Annotated in this window: 17 protein-coding genes; 5 read left to right on the top strand and 12 right to left on the bottom strand. The window is 38.4% G+C overall.

Features of this window, described 5'->3' with window-relative positions:
- Positions 1 to 298 precede the first annotated feature (298 nt).
- Positions 299 to 2,773 (top strand): PAS domain S-box protein, encoded by a 2,475-nt coding sequence (locus SOM16_RS00760; RefSeq protein ID WP_320462099.1) that lies wholly within the window; start codon positions 299 to 301, stop codon positions 2,771 to 2,773.
- A gap of 278 nt (positions 2,774 to 3,051) precedes the next feature.
- Entirely contained in the window at positions 3,052 to 4,764 is a 1,713-nt protein-coding gene (locus tag SOM16_RS00755; RefSeq protein ID WP_320462098.1) for an FAD/NAD(P)-binding protein, read from the top strand.
- A 122-nt stretch (positions 4,765 to 4,886) separates the two neighbouring features.
- On the opposite strand, the gene SOM16_RS00750 is transcribed toward SOM16_RS00755, so the two are convergent.
- The 4 genes from SOM16_RS00750 to SOM16_RS00735 form a co-directional block, all read right to left on the bottom strand.
- Positions 4,887 to 5,474, bottom strand: coding sequence for a DUF4142 domain-containing protein (locus SOM16_RS00750; protein ID WP_320462097.1), 588 nt, complete (start codon positions 5,472 to 5,474; stop codon positions 4,887 to 4,889).
- An 85-nt stretch (positions 5,475 to 5,559) separates the two neighbouring features.
- Positions 5,560 to 6,141: a DUF1543 domain-containing protein gene (locus tag SOM16_RS00745; protein ID WP_320462096.1), complete on the bottom strand. Its 582-nt coding sequence runs from the start codon at positions 6,139 to 6,141 to the stop codon at positions 5,560 to 5,562.
- A gap of 1,481 nt (positions 6,142 to 7,622) precedes the next feature.
- Positions 7,623 to 8,117, bottom strand: coding sequence for a hypothetical protein (locus SOM16_RS00740; protein WP_320462095.1), 495 nt, complete (start codon positions 8,115 to 8,117; stop codon positions 7,623 to 7,625).
- Complete coding sequence (locus SOM16_RS00735) at positions 8,107 to 8,571, bottom strand: hypothetical protein (RefSeq protein WP_320462094.1); 465 nt, start codon at positions 8,569 to 8,571, stop codon at positions 8,107 to 8,109. Before SOM16_RS00735 ends, SOM16_RS00740 begins: the two co-directional genes overlap by 11 nt.
- A gap of 107 nt (positions 8,572 to 8,678) precedes the next feature.
- Between SOM16_RS00735 and xth the strand changes: the two genes are divergently transcribed.
- Entirely contained in the window at positions 8,679 to 9,461 is a 783-nt protein-coding gene (gene xth, locus SOM16_RS00730; protein ID WP_320462093.1) for an exodeoxyribonuclease III, read from the top strand.
- Positions 9,462 to 9,504: 43 nt separating this feature from the next.
- Here xth and SOM16_RS00725 read toward each other — a convergent pair whose 3' ends face one another.
- Both SOM16_RS00725 and nirB read right to left on the bottom strand, forming a co-directional pair.
- Positions 9,505 to 9,897, bottom strand: a complete 393-nt coding sequence (locus SOM16_RS00725; RefSeq protein ID WP_320462092.1) for a hypothetical protein — start codon at positions 9,895 to 9,897, stop codon at positions 9,505 to 9,507.
- A gap of 293 nt (positions 9,898 to 10,190) precedes the next feature.
- Positions 10,191 to 12,695 (bottom strand): nitrite reductase large subunit NirB, encoded by a 2,505-nt coding sequence (nirB, locus tag SOM16_RS00720; RefSeq protein WP_320462091.1) that lies wholly within the window; start codon positions 12,693 to 12,695, stop codon positions 10,191 to 10,193.
- A gap of 260 nt (positions 12,696 to 12,955) precedes the next feature.
- On the opposite strand from nirB, the gene cobA reads away from it, so the two are divergent.
- On the top strand, positions 12,956 to 13,714 hold the full coding sequence (gene cobA, locus SOM16_RS00715) for a uroporphyrinogen-III C-methyltransferase (RefSeq protein ID WP_320462090.1): 759 nt from the start codon (positions 12,956 to 12,958) through the stop codon (positions 13,712 to 13,714).
- Between the two features lie 15 nt (positions 13,715 to 13,729).
- On the opposite strand, the gene gpmA is transcribed toward cobA, so the two are convergent.
- The 6 genes from gpmA to SOM16_RS00685 form a co-directional block, all read right to left on the bottom strand.
- Positions 13,730 to 14,419, bottom strand: coding sequence for a 2,3-diphosphoglycerate-dependent phosphoglycerate mutase (gene gpmA / locus SOM16_RS00710; protein ID WP_320462089.1), 690 nt, complete (start codon positions 14,417 to 14,419; stop codon positions 13,730 to 13,732).
- A 128-nt stretch (positions 14,420 to 14,547) separates the two neighbouring features.
- Positions 14,548 to 14,814: a hypothetical protein gene (locus SOM16_RS00705; protein ID WP_320462088.1), complete on the bottom strand. Its 267-nt coding sequence runs from the start codon at positions 14,812 to 14,814 to the stop codon at positions 14,548 to 14,550.
- Positions 14,814 to 15,950 carry a M42 family metallopeptidase gene (locus SOM16_RS00700; protein WP_320462087.1) on the bottom strand — a complete coding sequence of 379 codons (1,137 nt, stop codon included), beginning with the start codon at positions 15,948 to 15,950 and terminating at the stop codon, positions 14,814 to 14,816. The genes SOM16_RS00705 and SOM16_RS00700 overlap by 1 nt, the downstream gene beginning before the upstream one ends.
- 24 nt (positions 15,951 to 15,974) lie before the next feature.
- Entirely contained in the window at positions 15,975 to 16,424 is a 450-nt protein-coding gene (locus SOM16_RS00695; protein ID WP_320462086.1) for a GNAT family N-acetyltransferase, read from the bottom strand.
- 5 nt (positions 16,425 to 16,429) lie between these two features.
- Entirely contained in the window at positions 16,430 to 17,608 is a 1,179-nt protein-coding gene (locus SOM16_RS00690; protein ID WP_320462085.1) for an MFS transporter, read from the bottom strand.
- Between the two features lie 101 nt (positions 17,609 to 17,709).
- Positions 17,710 to 19,251 carry an acyl-CoA carboxylase subunit beta gene (locus tag SOM16_RS00685; protein ID WP_320462084.1) on the bottom strand — a complete coding sequence of 514 codons (1,542 nt, stop codon included), beginning with the start codon at positions 19,249 to 19,251 and terminating at the stop codon, positions 17,710 to 17,712.
- Between the two features lie 401 nt (positions 19,252 to 19,652).
- Here SOM16_RS00685 and SOM16_RS00680 point away from each other — a divergent pair, with 401 nt between their 5' ends.
- Positions 19,653 to 19,943 carry a hypothetical protein gene (locus SOM16_RS00680; protein WP_320462083.1) on the top strand — a complete coding sequence of 97 codons (291 nt, stop codon included), beginning with the start codon at positions 19,653 to 19,655 and terminating at the stop codon, positions 19,941 to 19,943.
- Positions 19,944 to 20,065: the final 122 nt, after the last annotated feature.

The following is a 20,065-nucleotide window of genomic DNA, read 5'->3' as shown; positions in this document are numbered from 1 at the left end:
TGCCCTCCGCGGATTACCCGCTCACAGGACTTTTTTATCACTTTGTTTATGAATAACAATTTAGTGAAATGTTGGTTTCATTCTATGAAAAAATTTTACACATCCTGTGGATAATGTGAATAACTAAAATTTTATCATCTCAAACATTTAGTACAAATGTTGGTTTTGTAAAACGAGATATTAAAATAAAGTAGTTCAAGCATCGTAATATAGAGAAAATAGGAGTTGTTTATTTTAGAAATTTTCCTCACTGTATCTTAAAAAAATATAATTTTCACCTTTCACCCTAAAACGTAGCATGATCCGTCCATCATATTTTTTAAGTAGCGAGGAATTACTTGGGGTTTTTAACCTCACCCATACTGCCACCGCAATACATGTAACTGAAGATGCCATTATTCAAGAGGTCAACGATGCCATGCTTACCATATGGGGTAAAGATAGGAGCGTGGTTGGAAAGTCTTTACAGGATGCGTTGCCAGAACTTAAAGGACAGCCTTTTGTAGATATGTTTAAGCGGGTTTGGAATGAAGGACTTGTAATTTCGGGTAAGGATACGGCGGCACAACTTGAAATTAACGGGGAGATCCAAACCTATTATTTCGATTTTGAATATCGTGCTATAAAGGATAAAGCGGGCAAAGTAATTTGTATTCTGCATACAGCAATTGATGTTACAGAAAGATTTTTAAAAAGGGAAGCGATGGAGCTTGTTGCAGAACGGCAAGCGGCATTAGATAGGGAGCAGGCCTTAAATGAGGAGCTTTCTGCAACCAATGAAGCGTTACAAAAGGCTCAAAACCGCTTAAATATATTAAATACAGAATTGGAAGACCGCGTTTCAGAACGTGTTAAAGAACTTTCTGAAAGTGAAGAGCGTTTTAGAATCATGGCTGAGGGCACGGAAATTTTTATTGCTGTTGGCGATGAAAGTGGAAATGCAATATATTTTAACAAACCCTGGATGACGTTGACAGGAAGATCAATGAATGAGCTTCTTGATTTCGGTTGGTCAGATTTGATCCATCCGGAAGATCGTGATCGTTATATAGGCATTTACCTAACTGCTTTGGAAACAAAGACCGCTTTTGCAGGCGAATTTAGAATATTAAGTAAGGAAGGTAATTACCGATGGCTTTTATCCAGTGGTCCGCCGCGTTTTCATTCAGATGGAACATTTGCCGGGTACATCAGCTCTTGTGTAGATATTACCGAGCGTAAAATGATGGAACTCGAAAAGCAAAACTTAAGTGCGCTGGTTGATGCAAGTTCTGAATTTATCTCGCTGGCAAACCTGGATTATGAAATGACTTATGCAAATCCCATCGCTTTGAAAAAACTTGGATGGGATGCTGTAGCAAACAGAACGATACTAGATTGTGTCTATCCTGAAGATAGGGATTTTGCACAAAAAGCGCTAAGCAATTTGCTTACCTACGGAAACTTCAGGCATGAAATCCGTTACTGGAATGAGAAAACTAAAAAGCCTTTTTGGATAGAATGGAATGGTATTGTTATCAAAGATCCGATCTCGAATGAATTTATTGCAGTAGCCACTGTAGGGCCAGATGTAACAGAAAGGAAATCTCACCAGGAAGAGTTACAAAATATTAATGAGGAAATGGCTGCGGCAAATGAGGAACTCGCAGCAACAAATGAAGAACTTGCAGCCACTAACGAGGAATTGGCTCAAACGCATGACGATCTGGTGCAGTATATCAGAAAATTATCAGAAAGCGAAGAAAAATTACTTCAAGCCATTGAAACCGGGAAGATGGGTACCTGGAGCGTAAACCCTCAAACGCTTAAAGTTACGATGTCTGGTTTCGTTCGGGAATTATTAGGTTTAGAAATGGATGAAGCTGTTTCTGTAGCAGATATTTTTAGCGCAATTAATCAGGATTATCATCAATTGGTTGCCAAGACTTTAGATGATGCCATGAACCGCCAGATACCAAGTGATACCGAATATATTATTAACAATTTAAAAACTGGCGAAGAAAAATGGGTGCGTGCTACTGGTAAAGTCTTTTTAGATGAAACGGGGAACGTAGCAGAATACTCCGGTATGTATATGGATATTACAGAACGCAAGCTGGATGAGCTTCGCAAAAATGATTTTATCGGAATGGTGAGTCATGAGTTAAAAACACCTTTAACCGCCATAAATGGTTTTGTACAGGTATTGCAACGAAAATCCAGGTTAGAAGCTGACGAATATTCGAGTAATGCATTAGAAAAAACCCATATCCAGATCAGGAAAATGACAGCCATGATTAATGGCTTTTTAAACGTTTCCAGGTTGGAATCTGGTAAGCTAATGATTGATAAAACATCTTTCCGTTTAGATGAATTGCTACAAGAAACCGTAGATGAGACTTTCATTTCGCCTTCTACACATGAAATTATCCTTGCGCTATCTTGTGAGGTGGTTGTACACGCAGATAGAGATAAAATTGGCAATGTAATTTCAAATCTGCTGAGTAATGCGCACAAGTATTCTTCTAACGGAAGCAGCATCGAAATTAATTGTAACGTTAAAGAAAACGATGTGATTGTGAGTGTCAAAGATCAGGGAATCGGTATTTCCAAAGATGATGCAAAAAAACTTTTTGATCGTTATTACCGTGTGCAAAGTAATCATACCATATCTGGTTTCGGCATCGGCTTGTACCTGAGTGCAGAAATTATTCAACGCCATGATGGAAAAATCTGGGTAGAAAGTGATGGTGAACTTGGTTCTACCTTTTACTTCTCTTTGCCACTCAATTAAAAACAAAAAAGGGATAGGCAAAAACCTATCCCCATATCTAAACCCAAACATGCGCTCAAACATGCATGAATCACACTATAAACAACTATAAGTTGTGTTGGTTTTGAGTTATTTTAAATTTTATTTTCGGCGTGGATGATTTATCTAACATTAAAAGTAGTTTTTAACGTTGGGCAAAACAATTTCCTTTATTTTTCGATTGTGTAGACAAGTGATTTATACTCGAATTGTAGCAGGTATTGTGGCAATTCTTTTATTTAAAGATCATCAATTATCAAATGATTAAAAGCGCTAACCAACAAAGAATAGCAATACTTGGCGGTGGCCCCAGCGGGCTTTTTATGTACAAAAGATTGGTCGAATCCAAGCTGAAAAATCTCATGATAGACATTTTTGAGCGGAAAAACTCGCTTGGATCCGGGATGCCCTATAGTGAAGAAGGTGCCAACAAAGAACACATTACGAATGTATCTGACAACGAAATTCCGGTTATCTTTAATTCTATAGAAGATTGGGTTAAAATTGCTCCGAAATCAATCTTAACTAAATTCGAAATCGATGCCAATAACTTTAACGAATATAAAGTTTTGCCAAGATTATTTTTCGGCGAGTATTTATCTGCACAGTTTAATCTCCTTAAAAAAGCGGCCGATGATAAAGGCATCATCACCAATATTCACCTTGATACCCAGGTAACCGATATTATTGATGATGCCGCAAACAATGAGGTTAAGGTAACGGTTAACGGGGGGGAAGTTATTCCTTTTGATCGTGTAATTGTGTGTGTTGGACATAATTGGCCTAAAAAATATGAGGGAAAAATCAAAAACTATTTCGATTCTCCGTATCCTCCACAAAAGCTGGCGAAGAAATTTAACCATCCTATCGCTTTAATGGGTTCTTCGCTTACCGCAATAGATGCGATTAGAACACTGGCCAGAAATAATGGTGTTTTTAAGGTGGAAGATGATGGTAAATATAAATTCATACCTGATGCTGAAAGCGATAAGTTTAAGATTATAATGCATTCCAGAAACGGTTTGCTGCCAGCGATTCGTTTTCATTTGGAAGATTCTCATCTGGGAAAAGATGAAACTCTGAGCAAAGCGCAGATTCAGAAATATATTGAGGATAACGATGGTTTTATCTCGTTGGATTATGTGTTTGAGAAGAACTTCAAAGATCAGTTTAAGAAAAAAGATCCGGCATTTTACAAGAAAATAAAGGATATGGAGCTGGAGACCTTCGTTGACGCCATGATGTCTTACCGGGAGAATGTTCCGGCGTTTGATCTCTTTAAAAAAGAATATGAGGAGGCCGAAAAATCTATCGATCGTGAAGAATCTATTTACTGGAAAGAGGCCTTAGCTATTCTGAGTTTTGCAATGAATTATCCTGCAAAGTATTTATGTGCAGAAGACATGCAACGGTTGCAGAAAGTATTAATGCCTTTAATTTCCATTGTAATTGCATTTGTTCCCCAAAGTTCGTGTAGAGATTTGATGGCGCTACATGATGCTGGCGTGCTTGAAATTGTTTCCGTTGGTGAGGATAGTTCGGTAGATCCTGAGGAAAAAGGTGGCGTAACATATACTTATACAGGTGCAGATGGGAAGGAGATTTCTGTGAGGTATAAAACATTTGTGAATTGTATTGGTCAGCCGCATTTATCGTATGAAGACTTCCCTTTCAAAGGCTTAGTGGAGGGTGGAACCATTAGCCCGGCAACATTAAAATTTAAATCGGAAGCAGCGGGTAAAAAAGAAGCTGATAAAGAAAATAAACTGGTAGAAAAGAATAAGCTTGGCGAATATTTATTACGTGTTCCCGGTATTAAAATTAATGATTCTTTCCAGGTTGTGGATGACTCTGGAAATGCAAATGATAGAATTTTGATGATGGCTGTACCGTATATTGGAGGGTATAATCCGGATTATTCTGGAATAGACTTTAGCGAAATGGCTTCATTGGAAATACTAAAGCGCATATAATACAAAAAACCCGGAATTTAAGTTCCGGGTTTTTAACTGAATGGTGGGCACTAAGTAATAAGTTGTAAGTATTAGGTTATACGTACTCCTTCTACTAAGTAATAAACCAGTCAAACGATTAATTATTTCATTGAATCATTGATTTTATTAATCATCACTAAGTGACCTTGCACTATTGGTGCTGTTTTGGCAGCAAAAGCTTTCAATTCTGTGTCTTTAGCATCTCTCGATTCATCTTCCATTAACTTTAAGGTAGATTTGTGTCCATCGATCATATCACTTACATAAGCTTTATCAAATTCTGCACCCGATTTTTTGCTTAAATCATCTAATTTTTTTTGATGATCAGCATCAAGAGTGCTTGGAAGTGTAATGTTTTTAGTTTTTGCAATTTCCATCAATTCCATATTTGCATTGCCATGGTCTGTAACCATCATTGTTGCAAATTCTTTAACCTGCGCATTGCTACTTTTCTGAAGGGCTAATTTGCTTAATTCTACTTCAGCCATTCCACCTACAGCAGCTGTTGTTGCAAATTTAGAATCTGCTTCGTCTACAGCAATGCCGCCGGTTGCAGCTGCATTAGTGGTGGTGTCTTTAGCCAGATTTAAACTATCTGCACTTTCTTTAGCATCTTTGTTTTCGCCACTGCATGCCTGAAACGCTAATGCCGAAGCAGAAATTGCCATTACATAAATTAACTTTTTCATATTATTGGTTTTTTGTTGTACCCTTAATAACATGTTATTAAGGGAATGGTTTCGTAATGTTGCCGCTTAAACAAATATGGAATTATTATAATTTATCAAGCTTAAAATAACCCAAATGAATCTCATCTTCTGGTAAACTGCTACCAGGCAAAATCTGGATATGGTATTTTTCCTTATAAACCGGACTTAAGATTTCTTCTACGCGATAAATATCATCGATATCTATTCCATATTTCTCATCAATATGGGCATTTGCTCCTTTTATAGAATTGGTTTTGAAAAAGACCGTTTTTTTAGCATCCTGAATAGCAGCGGCACGATCATCTTTCACACTCAATACAATATAATGTTGTTCGGCCAATTTGCCAGATTGATAGCCACCCAGGTTGGTGAAGAATAATTTATGCGGGGAGGTTTCAGTTGCCTCCTCTCTAGGGATAATTTTGATTGCATAACCTTCCACGTGGTTTACTTCTCTCCAGCCATCTATATGGATACTGGCCCCAGCTTCTGGCCAGAAGGCTTTAATTTCTGGAACAAGTTCTTTCAGAGATGTTGCTATTCCGAAGAAATAGTCGTGCTGTTCTACATTTCTTTTGGGGGCTTTAGAACCCAATAAAAGCATGTATAATTTGGGTTGTTTGATATGATTTAGATATTCGCTCATTCTTAATTTTTTTATAACAACGCCTTAAAGAGGCTATGGTTTAAAAAAATAAGAATTAAACGGAACATGGTGATATTAGGAGAAGATTTAAGCTGGTTGATGAGACACCAAACAGTAGGATAATAGGAGGAAAATAAATAATTATCCCGCAGATTTAAGAGGTTTCCGCAGAAGCAGGAAATAGGAATCTGCGAAATCATTTTGGTCTGCGGGCCAAAGCTTGGCGTCATGTTAGGTCATGCATCTATTGGTTAGTACCTCAGCACATAAATACATGTATCTATAAATAGATTTATAGTGTTTAATTTGATGAAGCCTATGTTGGTCGGTGTCACACGACTAGCAGGAGAAATTGCTATGGATCAAATAATTATCCTGCAGATTGAGGAGATTTACGCAGAAGCAGGAAACAGAAATCTGCGAAATCATTTTGATCTGCGGGCCAAAGCCTGGCATCGCGTTAAGTAATGCATCTATTGGTTAGTACCTCAGCACACAAATATATGCATCTATAACTCAGATTTATAGTGATTAATATGACGAAGCTTATGTTGATCGGTGTGACACCGACCAGTAGGAGAAATTGCTATGGATCAAATAATTATCCCGCAGATTTAGGAGATTTCCGCAGAAGTAGGAAATAGGAATCTGCGAAATCATTTTGATCTGCGGGCCAAAGCTTGGCGTCATGTTAGGTCATGCATCTATTAGTTAGTACCTCAGCACATAAATACATGCATCTATAACTAGATTTATAGCGACTAATATGATGAAGCTTATGTTGGTCGGTGTGACACCGACCAGTAGGAGAAATTGCTATGGATCAAATAATTATCCCGCAGATTGAGGAGATTTCCGCAGAAGAAGGAAACAGAAATCAGCGAAATCATTTTGATCTGCGGGGCAAAGCTTGGCGTAATGTTGGGTCACGTACCTATTGGTTAGTACCTCAGCACATAAATACATGCATCTATAACTTATTTATAGTGATTAATATGATGAAGCTTATGTTGGTCGGTGTGACGTCGGCCAGTAGGAGACATTGCTATGGATCAAATAATTATCCCGCAGATTTAGGAGATTTCCGCAGAAGTAGGAAATAGGAATCTGCGAAATCATTTTGATCTGCGGGCCAAAGCTTGACGTCATGTTAGGTCATGCATCTATAACTTAAATTTATAGGGATTAATATGATGAAGCTTATGTTGGTCGGTGTGACACCGACCATGAGACATTGCTATGATCAAATAATTATCCCGCAGATTTAGGAGATTTCCGCAGAAGCAGGAAACAGAAATCTGCGAAATCATTTTGGTCCGCGGGCCAAAGCTTGGCATCCCGTTAAGTTATGCATCTATTGGTTAGTACCTCAGCACATAAATACATGCATCTATAACTTAAATTTATAGTGATTAATATGACGAAACTTATGTTGGTCGGTGTGACACCGACCAGTAGGATAGAGGCGAGCTGGCCACCAATTAACGAAATGGCACGCTTCGCTTAATCTCGGTTTTTAGTTCCAGAATTTGTTCCTGGGCCTGTTTGTTTGCCAGGTAGAAATAAATAGCAAAGCCTAAAAATATTTTTCCTAAAACAAAAACGGCTGCGAAAACCCAACGCCATGCTTTATGAATGCGCATGTGGCTCGATTCTGATTCTACCTCGATGTATCGGTCTTTCTTAGCAGATTCGTGGTTTGTTGTATGTTCCTGCTCAGAAAATTTTTCTAATTTCTGCGCACTTAGTTGAATTTCATGAACCTCATGTTCAATTTTTTCTAGAACTCCAGGTGGCGGCGGAACAGCCATGCCATGTGCCAGAACTTCCATATCATATTCTAGTTTGTTAAGTTCTTGTTCAAATTCTGGAAATTCTTTTCTAAGCGTTAATACTTGTTCAATTTCTTGTTCGGTGGCGATTCCCATAACATAGGTTTCCATAATGCCACTTTCGATAATTTCCTTAATTTTCACGTAACCTCCTCATTTTATCTATTGATGATTTCAGTTGAATGCGTATGCTGTTCTCTTCTTCGCCAAGTGATTCTGCTATACAAGCAATTGATCTTTCCTGATAATATACAGCCTTGAAGATGATTCTTTCTTGCACAGTTAAAACTTTCATATTGTCTTCAGACCGATTATTATTCTGATCCAAAATTACAGTTGGAGTTTCGCTTAGGTTTTGCTGCGCTAAAACTTCTTTCGCATGTTGCCTGAGGTGCATCCACGTATTCATATTGCTATTAACATTTAATCTGGTTTTCAATACAAATGATGTTATTATTTTAATCAGGTGCTCTTCAGAGTTTTTAGAACCCTCGATAGTACCTTGGATAAAACCTAAAAGCATACCTGCATACTTATCATAGAATTGCCGGATATCGCTTGAGGCTTCTTTTGGGATGTTTAAAGTAGCTTCAGACATTAATTAACGGGAGTGATTAAATAAAATTGCAAGATAAGGCCAAATTTTGATTTACATTTACAAAAAGAAAATTTTATTATCAATTGATACAGTCAATTTAATTTATCATGAGAATTGCAACCTATAATGTAAACGGTGTTAACGGCCGTTTACCTGTTCTGTTACAATGGCTTGAGGAAACCAAACCCGATGTGGTTTGTCTTCAGGAGTTAAAAGCCCCACAAGAAAAATTTCCGGAACAAGCCATTTTAGATGCTGGTTATCATGCCATCTGGCACGGGCAAAAAAGCTGGAACGGCGTAGCTATTCTATCCCGGGGTTATGAAATTAAGGAGCTTAAACGAGATTTACCTGGAGATCCGGAAGATTTGCATAGCCGTTATATAGAGGCATTAATTAACAATGTAGTGATTGGTTGTCTGTATCTTCCAAATGGTAACCCCACGCCCGGACCAAAGTTTGATTATAAGATGGCCTGGTTCGAAAGATTAGCCACTCATGCGGCAAAGCTTTTAGAATACAATTTGCCAGTTGTTTTGGCGGGTGATTACAATGTAATGCCCACTGAGAAAGATGTTTATAAGCCCGAACGTTGGGTAAACGATGCTTTGTTTAAGCCAGAAGTTAGGAAAGCCTTTAAAAACCTGGTAGATCAGGGCTGGACAGATGCCATTAGAAAGCTTTATCCCACAGAAACTGTTTATACCTTTTATGATTATTTTAGAAATGCTTACGGCCGTGATGCCGGTTTAAGGATTGATCATTTTTTATTAAGCCCGGAACTAGATCTTAGGTTGCTAAAAGGTGGAGTGGATAAGCATGTGCGGGGCTGGGAAAAAACCAGTGATCATTGTCCGGTGTGGATAGAAATTGCTGATCAGGCAAAATAAAGAAAATAAATTCCAGACGTGTTGCTTATACACGTCTGGAATTTTATAATTTATAACCTAAGCCTACACCAACATTCCATTCGCCATTTTTTGCGCTGGTTTTTGCGTTATAATACAAGGGAAGCTGAAGCGCGATGTGATTAAATACCGCTGTTAAGCCTAAACCTAACGAAGGGGTTATTAAGCTGTTTTTTGTGGCTCCGGTTGCCACTTTATCTTCTTTAATTCTTAATGAAGGCAGTAAGCCAGCGCTGATGGAGAACGGTTTCTTTAAGTATTTTATTGATGGGCCGATACAGTTAATGTACCCTCCATGATCAACATAGCCGCCAACAATTGTTCCATCAAACAATGCTACTTTAGTTTGTGCCTTTGTTTCAAAACAAAATAAAGCCAGTGCGAGGCTAGCTAATAGTCTGATACTTCTTCTTTTCATAATTTAGGTTGGTTTTTTGTATGAGGGTTTGATTTTATTTATCTATCCAATGTTTCGTAGCAATTTTCTCTTTGTTTTTTCAATCAGTTAAACCGCAATGAGGTTGCCATGAAACGGAGAAAAACCGTTTCTCTTAACGACCGTATTAGTAGGGCGTGCTATTAATTCTGCTCTTTGAACGTCTTAGTGAGAATATTTTTTTTCTATCGGTTGGTCTCTCACCAACCGAAAACTGACGTCTTTACTGTTCTTCCCTATAATTTATTAATACTTTATCTTGCAACTATTTTTAGTTAGACCGTTTTCCATTCCGGAGTCTTTTTTTGCCCTCTCATATCTACAAATTCAATTGTTGGATCTTTTTCTTCGGGTGCATTTACGAAGTGTGAAAATCTTTTTCTAATTCCAGGGTTCTCCACGGCTTCTTTCCACTCACATTTATAACTGGCAATCAGGCTTTCGATTTCATTCTCCCATTTTTCTGCCATTCCAAGGCTATCGTTGATGACTACATTTCTTAGGTATTCCATGCCTCCATCCATTTTGTTAAGCCATGTTGCGGTTCTGGTAAGTGGATCGCCGGTACGGATATAGAACATTAAGAAACGATCGATGTATTTAATACAGGTATCGCTATCTACGTCTGCGACTAAGAGTTGTGCATGTTGCGGTTTGCTGCCTCCGTTGCCACATACATAAAGGTTCCAGCCTTTTTCTGTAGCAATGATGCCAAAATCTTTACTTTGCGCCTCTGCGCACTCCCTAATGCAGCCACTCACTGCCGATTTAAATTTATGAGGTGCCCTGATTCCTCTATATCGTTCCTCAATTCTAATGGCGAAGCTTACGCTGTCGTGCAAGCCGAAACGGCACCACGTACTTCCTACACAACTTTTTACTGTTCTTAGCCCTTTTCCATAAGCATGACCGCTTTCAAACCCAGCGGCGATTAATTCTTCCCAGATAATGGGTAGATCATTTAAATGAGCGCCGAACAAATCGATTCGTTGTCCGCCGGTTATTTTAGTATATAAATTATATTTCTTGGCTACTTCTCCAATTACAATCAGTTTATCAGGTGTAATTTCTCCGCCGGGGATGCGTGGAACTACGGAATAGGAGCCTCCTTTTTGAATATTAGCCAGGAAACGATCGTTACTATCTTGAGCGGTATCATTTCCTTTTTTAAGGATCATTTCGTTCCAAAGGCTAGCCAGCAGCGAAGAAACCAACGGTTTGCAAACTTCGCAACCATCAGACTGACCCAGTTTATTCAGCACTTCATCATAAGATTTTAATTCATGGATATGAATCAAATCGTAAAGTTCTTGTCTGCTGTAACTAAAATGCTCACAGATAACATTTCTAACATATTTGCCTTGCGATTTTAGGGTATGAAGCATTAAATCTTTTACCATCGGCATACAGCCACCGCACCCTGTTCCGGCTTTTGTACATTTTTTTATGCTATCTATTGTTTCGCAGCCCTGTTCAGCTACAGCATGGCAGATGTCTCCTTTGGTTACGCCTTCGCAACTACAAATTAATGCTTCATTTGGTAGAGAAGTGATTCCTGATGATGTTTCACCGCCTCTGCTTCCGATAATCAGCTCTTCGGGATTTTCTGGTAAGGCTATTTTGTTTACACTGGTTTGCAGCAGCATATTATACGCTGCTGCATCGCCAATTAAAATACCTCCTAAAAGGTACTGCCCGTCATTACTAATGTTAATTCTTTTATAAATGCCTTTATGTTTATTTTCAAAAACGATGGTGCGGCAATCTGGCTCGTTGATAAATGGATCTCCAAAGCTAGCCACATCAATACCAATGAGCTTGAGTTTAGTGCTCATGTCAAAGCCTTTAAAAGATTTATCTTCGGCGCATAGATTGGTAGCTAAAACCTCTGCCATTTCATAACCGGGTGCAATAAGGCCATAAATCATCTCAGCATGCAAGGCACATTCACCTATAGCGAAAATACAAGGGTCATTAGTCTGCATTCTATCATCAACCAGAATTCCGCCTCTGGTGCCCACTTCAATTCCACAAAATCTCGCCAGTTCATCTCTTGGTTTTATACCAGCTGAGATGACCAGCATATCTGCCGCCAGTTCTGAATCATCAGTAAATTTTAAGCCTGTAATGCTTTTTTCGCCTTCAATGCGGCTGGTGTTTTTATTCAGGTGTATTTGCAGGCCGAGTTCGGTAAGCATAGATTTCAGCATCTCACTTCCTGCCAGATCAATTTGTCTTGGCATTAGTCTAGGTGCAAATTCTACAATGCTGGTTTCAGCTATACCTAAATCTATTAAGGCTTTAGCCGCCTCCAGGCCTAATAAACCACCGCCGATTACTGTGGCCGTTTTTGCTTTTTTGGCGTAATCTGAAATGAGATCAAGATCTTCGATAGTCCGGTAAACAAAAACACCTTCCTTTTCTATGCCTTCTATATTAGGTACAAATGCAGCAGAGCCTGTTGCGAAAACTAAAAAGTCGTAGCCGTAGATGTCACCGTTGGATGTTCTGACTGTCTTTAGATTGCGATCTACACCAACTATCGGATTATTTAAATAGAGATCAATATCGTGTTCGCGATACCAACTTTCGGTAGACATAGAAAGGTCATCGGCCGTTTTACCATTAAAGTATTCACTGAGGTGAACACGATCGTATGCTCTTCTCGGCTCTTCACCAAAAACAATTAATTTAAAGGAATCAGATTTGGAAGTTAATTTTTCGCAAAATTTATATCCAACCATCCCATTTCCAATTACAATTATCTTTAGTTTGTTCATAATCTTCTGTTTTTAATGAATATTAACCGTTTGTTTGTCTATTTTTTACAGTCATCAAGTTTTTTGTATTAAAAATTGATGTTGTATGCAAAATTTATGTGTCTTAACTTAAATTTATATGATTTAAGATATTCAAATATAGATTTATTGGTTTATATTTTCGTTAAAACATGATTATTATCATATTTTATTTATATTTTTAATATTATTTAATCATATTTACAATTAATTAATCAAATCATTAAAATTATACTGGAAAAATGGAAGATTTTGGACTTTTTATAATGGGTGCGGGGCCTGGCGATCCCGAATTGATCACAATGAAGGCATTTAATGTGCTGAAAAGGGCGGAAGTGATCCTTTACGATAACTTAAGCAATGAAAATTTATTAGAAATTGCTCCAAAAAACTGTGTAATGGTATATGTAGGTAAAAAACCATATGCTAAGTGTACGCCTCAGGATGAAATAAATGAGTTGATTGTAAAATATGCTTTAGCTTATCATGTGGTAGTAAGATTAAAGGGCGGCGATCCCTTTATATTCGGGAGGGGTTTTGAAGAATTGCTTTATGCCGAGAAGTATGGAATTAAGTCGCATTACATTCCCGGAATAAGCAGCATGCAAGGTGCAGGTTTCGTAGATGTTCCTTTAACACACCGTGGTATTAGCGAAAGTGTGTGGGCAATAACCGGAACCAAAAAAGATGGGAGTTTATCCAGAGATTTGAAATGTGCAATGAATAGTTCTGCTACCGTTGTTATTTATATGGGCATGAAGAAATTGGCCGAAATTTCTGCAACATATAAACAAGCTGGTTTAGGCTCTACGCCCGTAGCCATTATACAACATGCCAGCTTACCAAAGCAGAAACAAGTTACGTGTAAGGTTAAGGATCTTCAGGAAACAGCGATAAGGGAAGGCCTGGCGCACCCGGCAATTATTGTAATTGGAGATGTAGTTAGGGCGAGGGAAATTGTTTCTGCCCAAAATTATTATAAACAGGCTGTAGCTGTTTAGGCCAATTTAAAATATTTATTCCAGGTAATAGTGCCTGATCTTTTTTAAATCATCATCTAATTCATAAACTAAGGGAACTCCTGTCGGAATTTCCAGTGCGGTAACTTCTTCATTTGATAAATGATCAAGATATTTGATCAAAGCTCTTAAGCTATTTCCATGTGCTGAAATAATTACTTTTTCATTTTTACTGATGGCCGGAACAACTGATTCATTCCAGAAAGGCAAAACTCTTGCAATGGTATCAGCTAAATTCTCGCTTAATGGTAATTGTTTTGGCGTTAAATGCTGATAACGTAAATCGTTTCCAGGGTAGCGTTCATCCTCTTTTGTTAATTGAGGTGGTTCTTCATCAGGATCTCGTCTCCATTTATGTACCTGTTCCTCCCCATATTTTTTAGCGGTTTCATCTTTGTTTAATCCTTGTAGCGCGCCATAGAAACGTTCGTTTAAATGCCAGGTTTTATGTTCAGGAATCCAGAGGTGATCGAGGTCTTCTAAAATGATGTGCAGGGTTTTAATCGCCCGTTTTAATACCGATGTAAAAGCGATATCGAAATTATAATGGTGTTTCTTTAATATAGCTGCGGCCTTTTTAGCTTCCAGGTATCCATTTTCAGAAAGGTCTACGTCTGTCCAGCCTGTGAAACGGTTTTCCAGATTATAAATGCTTTGACCATGGCGAATTAATACGAGTTTTTTCATTTGCTTTTGATAACAGTTAATAGTGCTATTTGATTTTAATCGTTGTAGGCGGATTGTCAAATTAAATACCATTCAACATCTCATCAAAAGAACAAGGCTTGAAGCGGTTAACTTCAAGCCTGTAATTATCATTGTTCGATCTCTTTTTGCTGTTGAATGAGCGCTTTTTGATCAGTTAAATCTTTATAGTAGAAGTAAGCACCAAAGCCAGCAATCAGCAGGATATTACTCAACTTAAAGCTGTGGTCGAGCCAATATTCAAGCGGTGGCGTTTTCCCTTCCAGGCTTTGTTTTATGCTTGGCCAGGAATTAATGGTAAAAATAACCACGATCATTAACAAAACCTTTAACAAGGTTCTAATGGCTGTTTTCTGGTGCGAAATTTTAAAATCCATTATTTAAATTCTCTAAAATCCTGTCCGTCTTCAATGTTCAACAAACTTTGATATATTAAGCTGATTACATTATCAACATCTTCTTTGTGCACCATTTCTACGGTGGTGTGCATGTAGCGTAATGGTAAAGAAATTAATGCCGATGGTACACCTCCGTTTGAATAGGCAAAGGCATCGGTATCCGTTCCGGTAGAACGGGAAGAAGCCTGGCGTTGGAAAGGAATTTCATTCTCCTGGGCTGTTCTGATCAATAATTTATTTAAATTGGTTTGTACTGCCGGAGCGTAAGAAACTACCGGACCTTTACCTGCAGATAAATCACCTTGAACATTTTTATTAATCATCGGCGTAGTGGTATCGTGCGTAACATCTGTGATGATGGCCACATTTGGTTTGATGCGTTGCGCAATCATTTCAGCACCCCGTAAACCAATTTCTTCCTGAACGGAGTTAACAATGTATAACCCAAATGGTAAAGTTTTCTTATTTTCTTTGAGTAAACGAGCTACTTCTGCAATCATGAAACCACCTACACGATTATCCAATGCTCTGCCAACATAATAACGATCGTTTAGAATCATAAATTCATCTTCGTAGGTAATTACGCAACCTACATGAATGCCCAATTTTTCTACTTCTTCTTTGCTGGTACAGCCACAATCTAAGAAGATATTTTTCAATTCTGGTGCCTGTTCTTTTTCACCGTGACGGGTGTGGATAGCCGGCCAGCCGAAAACAGCTTTAACCAAACCTTTTTCGGTATGGATATTTACTCTTTTTGATGGTGCAATCTGATGATCTGATCCACCATTACGGATCACATAAATTAAACCTTCGCTGGTAATGTAATTTACATACCATGAAATTTCATCGGCATGTGCCTCGATCACAACCTTAAAAGGTGCTTCCGGGTTAATAACGCCTACTGCAGTTCCATAATTATCTACAAAATGCTCGTCGATATATGGCTTCAAATAGTTTAACCAAAGTTTTTGTCCCTCCCATTCGTAACCAGTAGGAGCGGGGTTGTTAATGTATTGTTCTAAAAATTGCAATGATTTTTCGGTCACTACCTGAACGTGATTTTTTTTATCCTGCGCTTCAGGCAGGTTGGTATCTTCTTTTTTCTTAGCCATATTTATTTTATCTGCTCGTCATCCTCATCCGATAGTTATCAGATCAGGATGACGATTTTTATATTTAAATTCCTTTTCCATTACCACAAAATCGTACCCATCCTTAAAAAAGGTTTTTTCGGTTTCGTGGAAGCCAAATTTATAATAAAATTCTTTAGCATTTACTCTGGCATTACACCAAAGCTTTGATGCTTTTTGAATTTTACAAAAATCTAAGATATATTGCATCAGCTGCGTGCCTAAGCCTGATTTTTGTTGATTCGATTGAATAGCTAATTTTCTGAACTGGTAAACATCTCCATCATGAAACAGCGAAACCACGCCAGTAAGTTTATGATCTAAGTATAATCCAAAATGGATGCCTTCAAAGTCATCTGCGAGTTTCACACTATCGAAAGGTAACTCCGGATACATCACTTCATGCCTGATTTTCCAGGTTAACGATGGGAAGATTTGTTCGATTTGAATAAGCATGGTGATTATAATGTCTTGTTTTTTCGGCCGTAAAACTGATAAATTAAGATGTTAAGGAAGGTAATTGCAGCTATTCCATAACAAAACAATGCCCAGCCGCCATGGCCCCAAAGCCATAAGCCCAAGGCTGAGCCACAACTGGCACCGATAAAACTAACTGACATAAAAATAGTGTTTAGTCGGTTTCTGGCCTCTGGAATGAGGGTGTATATCCGGGTTTGATTGGTAACATGAATGGCTTGCTGGCCGATATCAATTAACACAATGCCGACAACAAAAAGGTATAAATGGCTGCCTGTAAAGTAGAACAGAGCAATGCTGATTAACTGTAGGATGAAGCCAATCATTAGATTTTTTCGAGGATTATTTCCGTCGCTCAATTTGCCAACAAGTGGGGCGGCCAATGCGCCAGCTGCTCCGGCAATGCCGAATAAACCAATCTGCAAGGTTTGAAAATTGAAGGGAGGATTGGCCAGGAATAAAACCATGGTTGTCCAAAATGCACTGATAATGGCAAAAGCCAGAAAGTTAATAATGGATGTTTCACGAAGAACTGGTTGTGTTTTAATATAGCTAAACATCGAACTCATTAACTGTTTATAACTGCCTTTAAATGCAGGAAAGCTTTGCGGAAAACGTTTCGCCATTAATGCAATTAGCAATAAGCAAATGGCTGCGGCCATATAGTACACCGCCCGCCAGCCTAACCAAAAGCCGATACTGCCACTCACGGCTCTTGAGGCGAGAATCCCAACCAATAAACCGCTCATGATCATGCCAATATTGGCGCCACGGTCTTGATCGGTACTTAAGTTGGCCGCAAGTGGTAGAATCAATTGTGGAACAATAGAGCAAATTCCAATTAATAAAGAGGCAATTTCCAGCAGGAAAAAAGTTGGCGAAATTGCAGCCACCAGCAATGCCACTATGGCTAAGCCAGTAATGCTTAAAATCTGTTTTTTCCGCTCAAACATATCGCCAAGTGGAACTAAAAGGAATAAGCCTAGGGCGTAACCAATCTGCGTGATATAAGTTATTCGCCCGGCATCCGTTTCGTTAATTTTGAAATCTTTGGCAATCAGGATGACCAGCGGCTGGCAATAATAAATATTTGCTACTATTAATCCGGTACAGAATGCCATGAGCAAGATATCGATACGGGATAATGATGAGGGAGTCTGCATAATAAATTCTAAAGTCAGGAGTCTAAAGTCTAAAGTCGTGAGTCCTGGAGGCTGAGATTGATAGACTCGCTGACTGTAGACCTAAGACTATGGACTATTTTCTACAAAGGTATGTTACCGTGTTTTTTTCTTGGATGATTGACCACCTTATTTTCTAACATCTTAAATGCTTTTATCAACTTGATCCGGGTTTGTGAAGGTTCAATTACTTCATCTACAAAGCCTCTTTCTGCTGCGCGATAAGGGTTGGCAAAAATATCGGAATATAATTTTTCTTTCTCCAGCCATTTTTCTTCCGGATTTTCGGCTGCGGTAATCTCTCTTTTAAATATAATTTCTGCTGCCCCCTTTGCACCCATTACGGCAATTTCTGCACTTGGCCAGGCATAATTCATATCGGCACCAATGTGTTTGCTATTCATTACATCATAAGCACCTCCATAGGCTTTTCTGGTAATTACCGTAATGCGGGGAACGGTAGCTTCGCTAAACGCATAAAGTAATTTTGCACCATTGGTGATGATGCCGTTCCATTCCTGATCTGTTCCAGGCAGGAAACCCGGAACATCTTCGAAAACAAGTAAGGGGATATTAAAACAATCGCAAAAGCGAACAAACCTTGCGGCTTTCGTGGAAGAATTGCTATCTAATACACCAGCTAAATAGGCGGGCTGATTCGCCACAATGCCGATACTCCGGCCAGCCAAGCGGGCAAAGCCAACCACAATATTTTCAGCAAAATCTTTATGGATCTCCAGGAAACTATTCTCATCTGCTGCGGTAGTAATGATTTCGCGAATATCATAAGGCTGGGATGCATTTTGTGGCAAAAAAGTATTTAATGTATCCCTGCTTTCATCACTCGTTTCGTAAGGAGTAGATTCCGGCATTTCCTCACAATTTTGCGGCATATAGCTCAACAGCTTTTTTACGTGGGTTATGGCCTCTATTTCATTGGCACAAGCAAAGTGGGTTACACCAGATTTTGTAGCATGTGTGGCTGCGCCTCCTAATTCTTCTGAGGTTACTTCTTCGTGGGTAACTGTTTTTACTACATTAGGGCCTGTTACGAACATGTATGAAGTATTTTCTACCATTAAAACAAAATCTGTAATGGCAGGGGAATAGACGGCACCGCCTGCACATGGGCCCATTATGGCAGATAATTGAGGTATAACGCCAGATGCCTGAACGTTTTTATAAAAAATATCGGCATAGCCTCCGAGAGAAACTACTCCTTCCTGAATGCGGGCGCCGCCACTGTCGTTAAGTCCGATTAATGGGGCTCCATTTTTCATTGCCATATCCATCAATTTGCAGATTTTCTCGGCATGAGTTTCAGATAGTGATCCGCCGAAAACGGTAAAATCCTGAGAAAAAACATAAGTTAGACGACCATTAATAGTTCCATAGCCCGTTACCACACCATCGCCTAAATATTGCTCATGTTCCATTCCGAAATCGGTACTCCGGTGGGTAACCATCATTCCTATTTCTTCAAAACTTCCTTCATCCATCAAGAAATGAATGCGCTCGCGTGCAGTTAGCTTACCTTTTTTATGCTGACTATCTATACGCGCCTGACCGCCACCCAGATTGGCCTGTTTTATTTTATCCTGAAGTAATGCTATTTTTTTATCCATTGCTGATTAATGAGATTTTAAATTTAGAAATTACCATTGGTTTTGCAAGGTTTAGGGGACGCATAATTTAGTGATTGCTTACAATAGAATGGGTATCGATAGTGAACATTCAATTTGAAGAAAGGAAAATAAACTCAAATATCCGGCAGGAGCTCAAAAAAAGACTTTATTAATCAGGATAACAAGTCTTTAAACTGATCATAGACTTAGATATAAAAAATGAAATGCCTGTAAATTATGCTAGGATAGTAGGTTAATTTCTTTAAATTACATTTGTTTTACAACATAAAGTTTTGAAAAGTCAATTATCCGTCTATTTTTGCATTAGAACAGGATTAGAAAATCAAATGTTTTTTAGAAAATACAAATATTTTATTGTGTGTGCGTTTATGTTCATCTTCATGGCGAAGATGGTTATATCTGGCGCGCCTGTATTTTGTAAGTGTATTGATAAGGACATTATGAATGCCGTGATCATGCAGATTGAATTAGAGCATGATGGGGGTAAAGACACTTCAAAAGATATTTCTAAATTTAGCGATTTCAAATTGCTGGAATTGAATCATCCTATCTTTTCTTACGAATTCTCTTCCAGTCACATTGTATTGAAGAGTAGTTTTATTGAGCATTTTAAACGATATGTAGATCCATATCATCCTACAGTACCCACACCTCCGCCTAACGTTATCTAGTTTTTTTATTGGGGTAAATTTTTATGATGCTTTTTTTGGCTGTTGTAAACACGTGGTATTTTGCTACGGTTTGTCGAACTCGCTAAAAACTATTTTAAGAAAATGCCCGCGATTTATTCGTT

It is taken from the genome of Pedobacter sp. CFBP9032, from assembly GCF_034045265.1.
Classification (GTDB): Bacteria; Bacteroidota; Bacteroidia; order Sphingobacteriales; family Sphingobacteriaceae; genus Pedobacter.
This window is presented reverse-complemented; position numbering and strand designations above follow the sequence as displayed.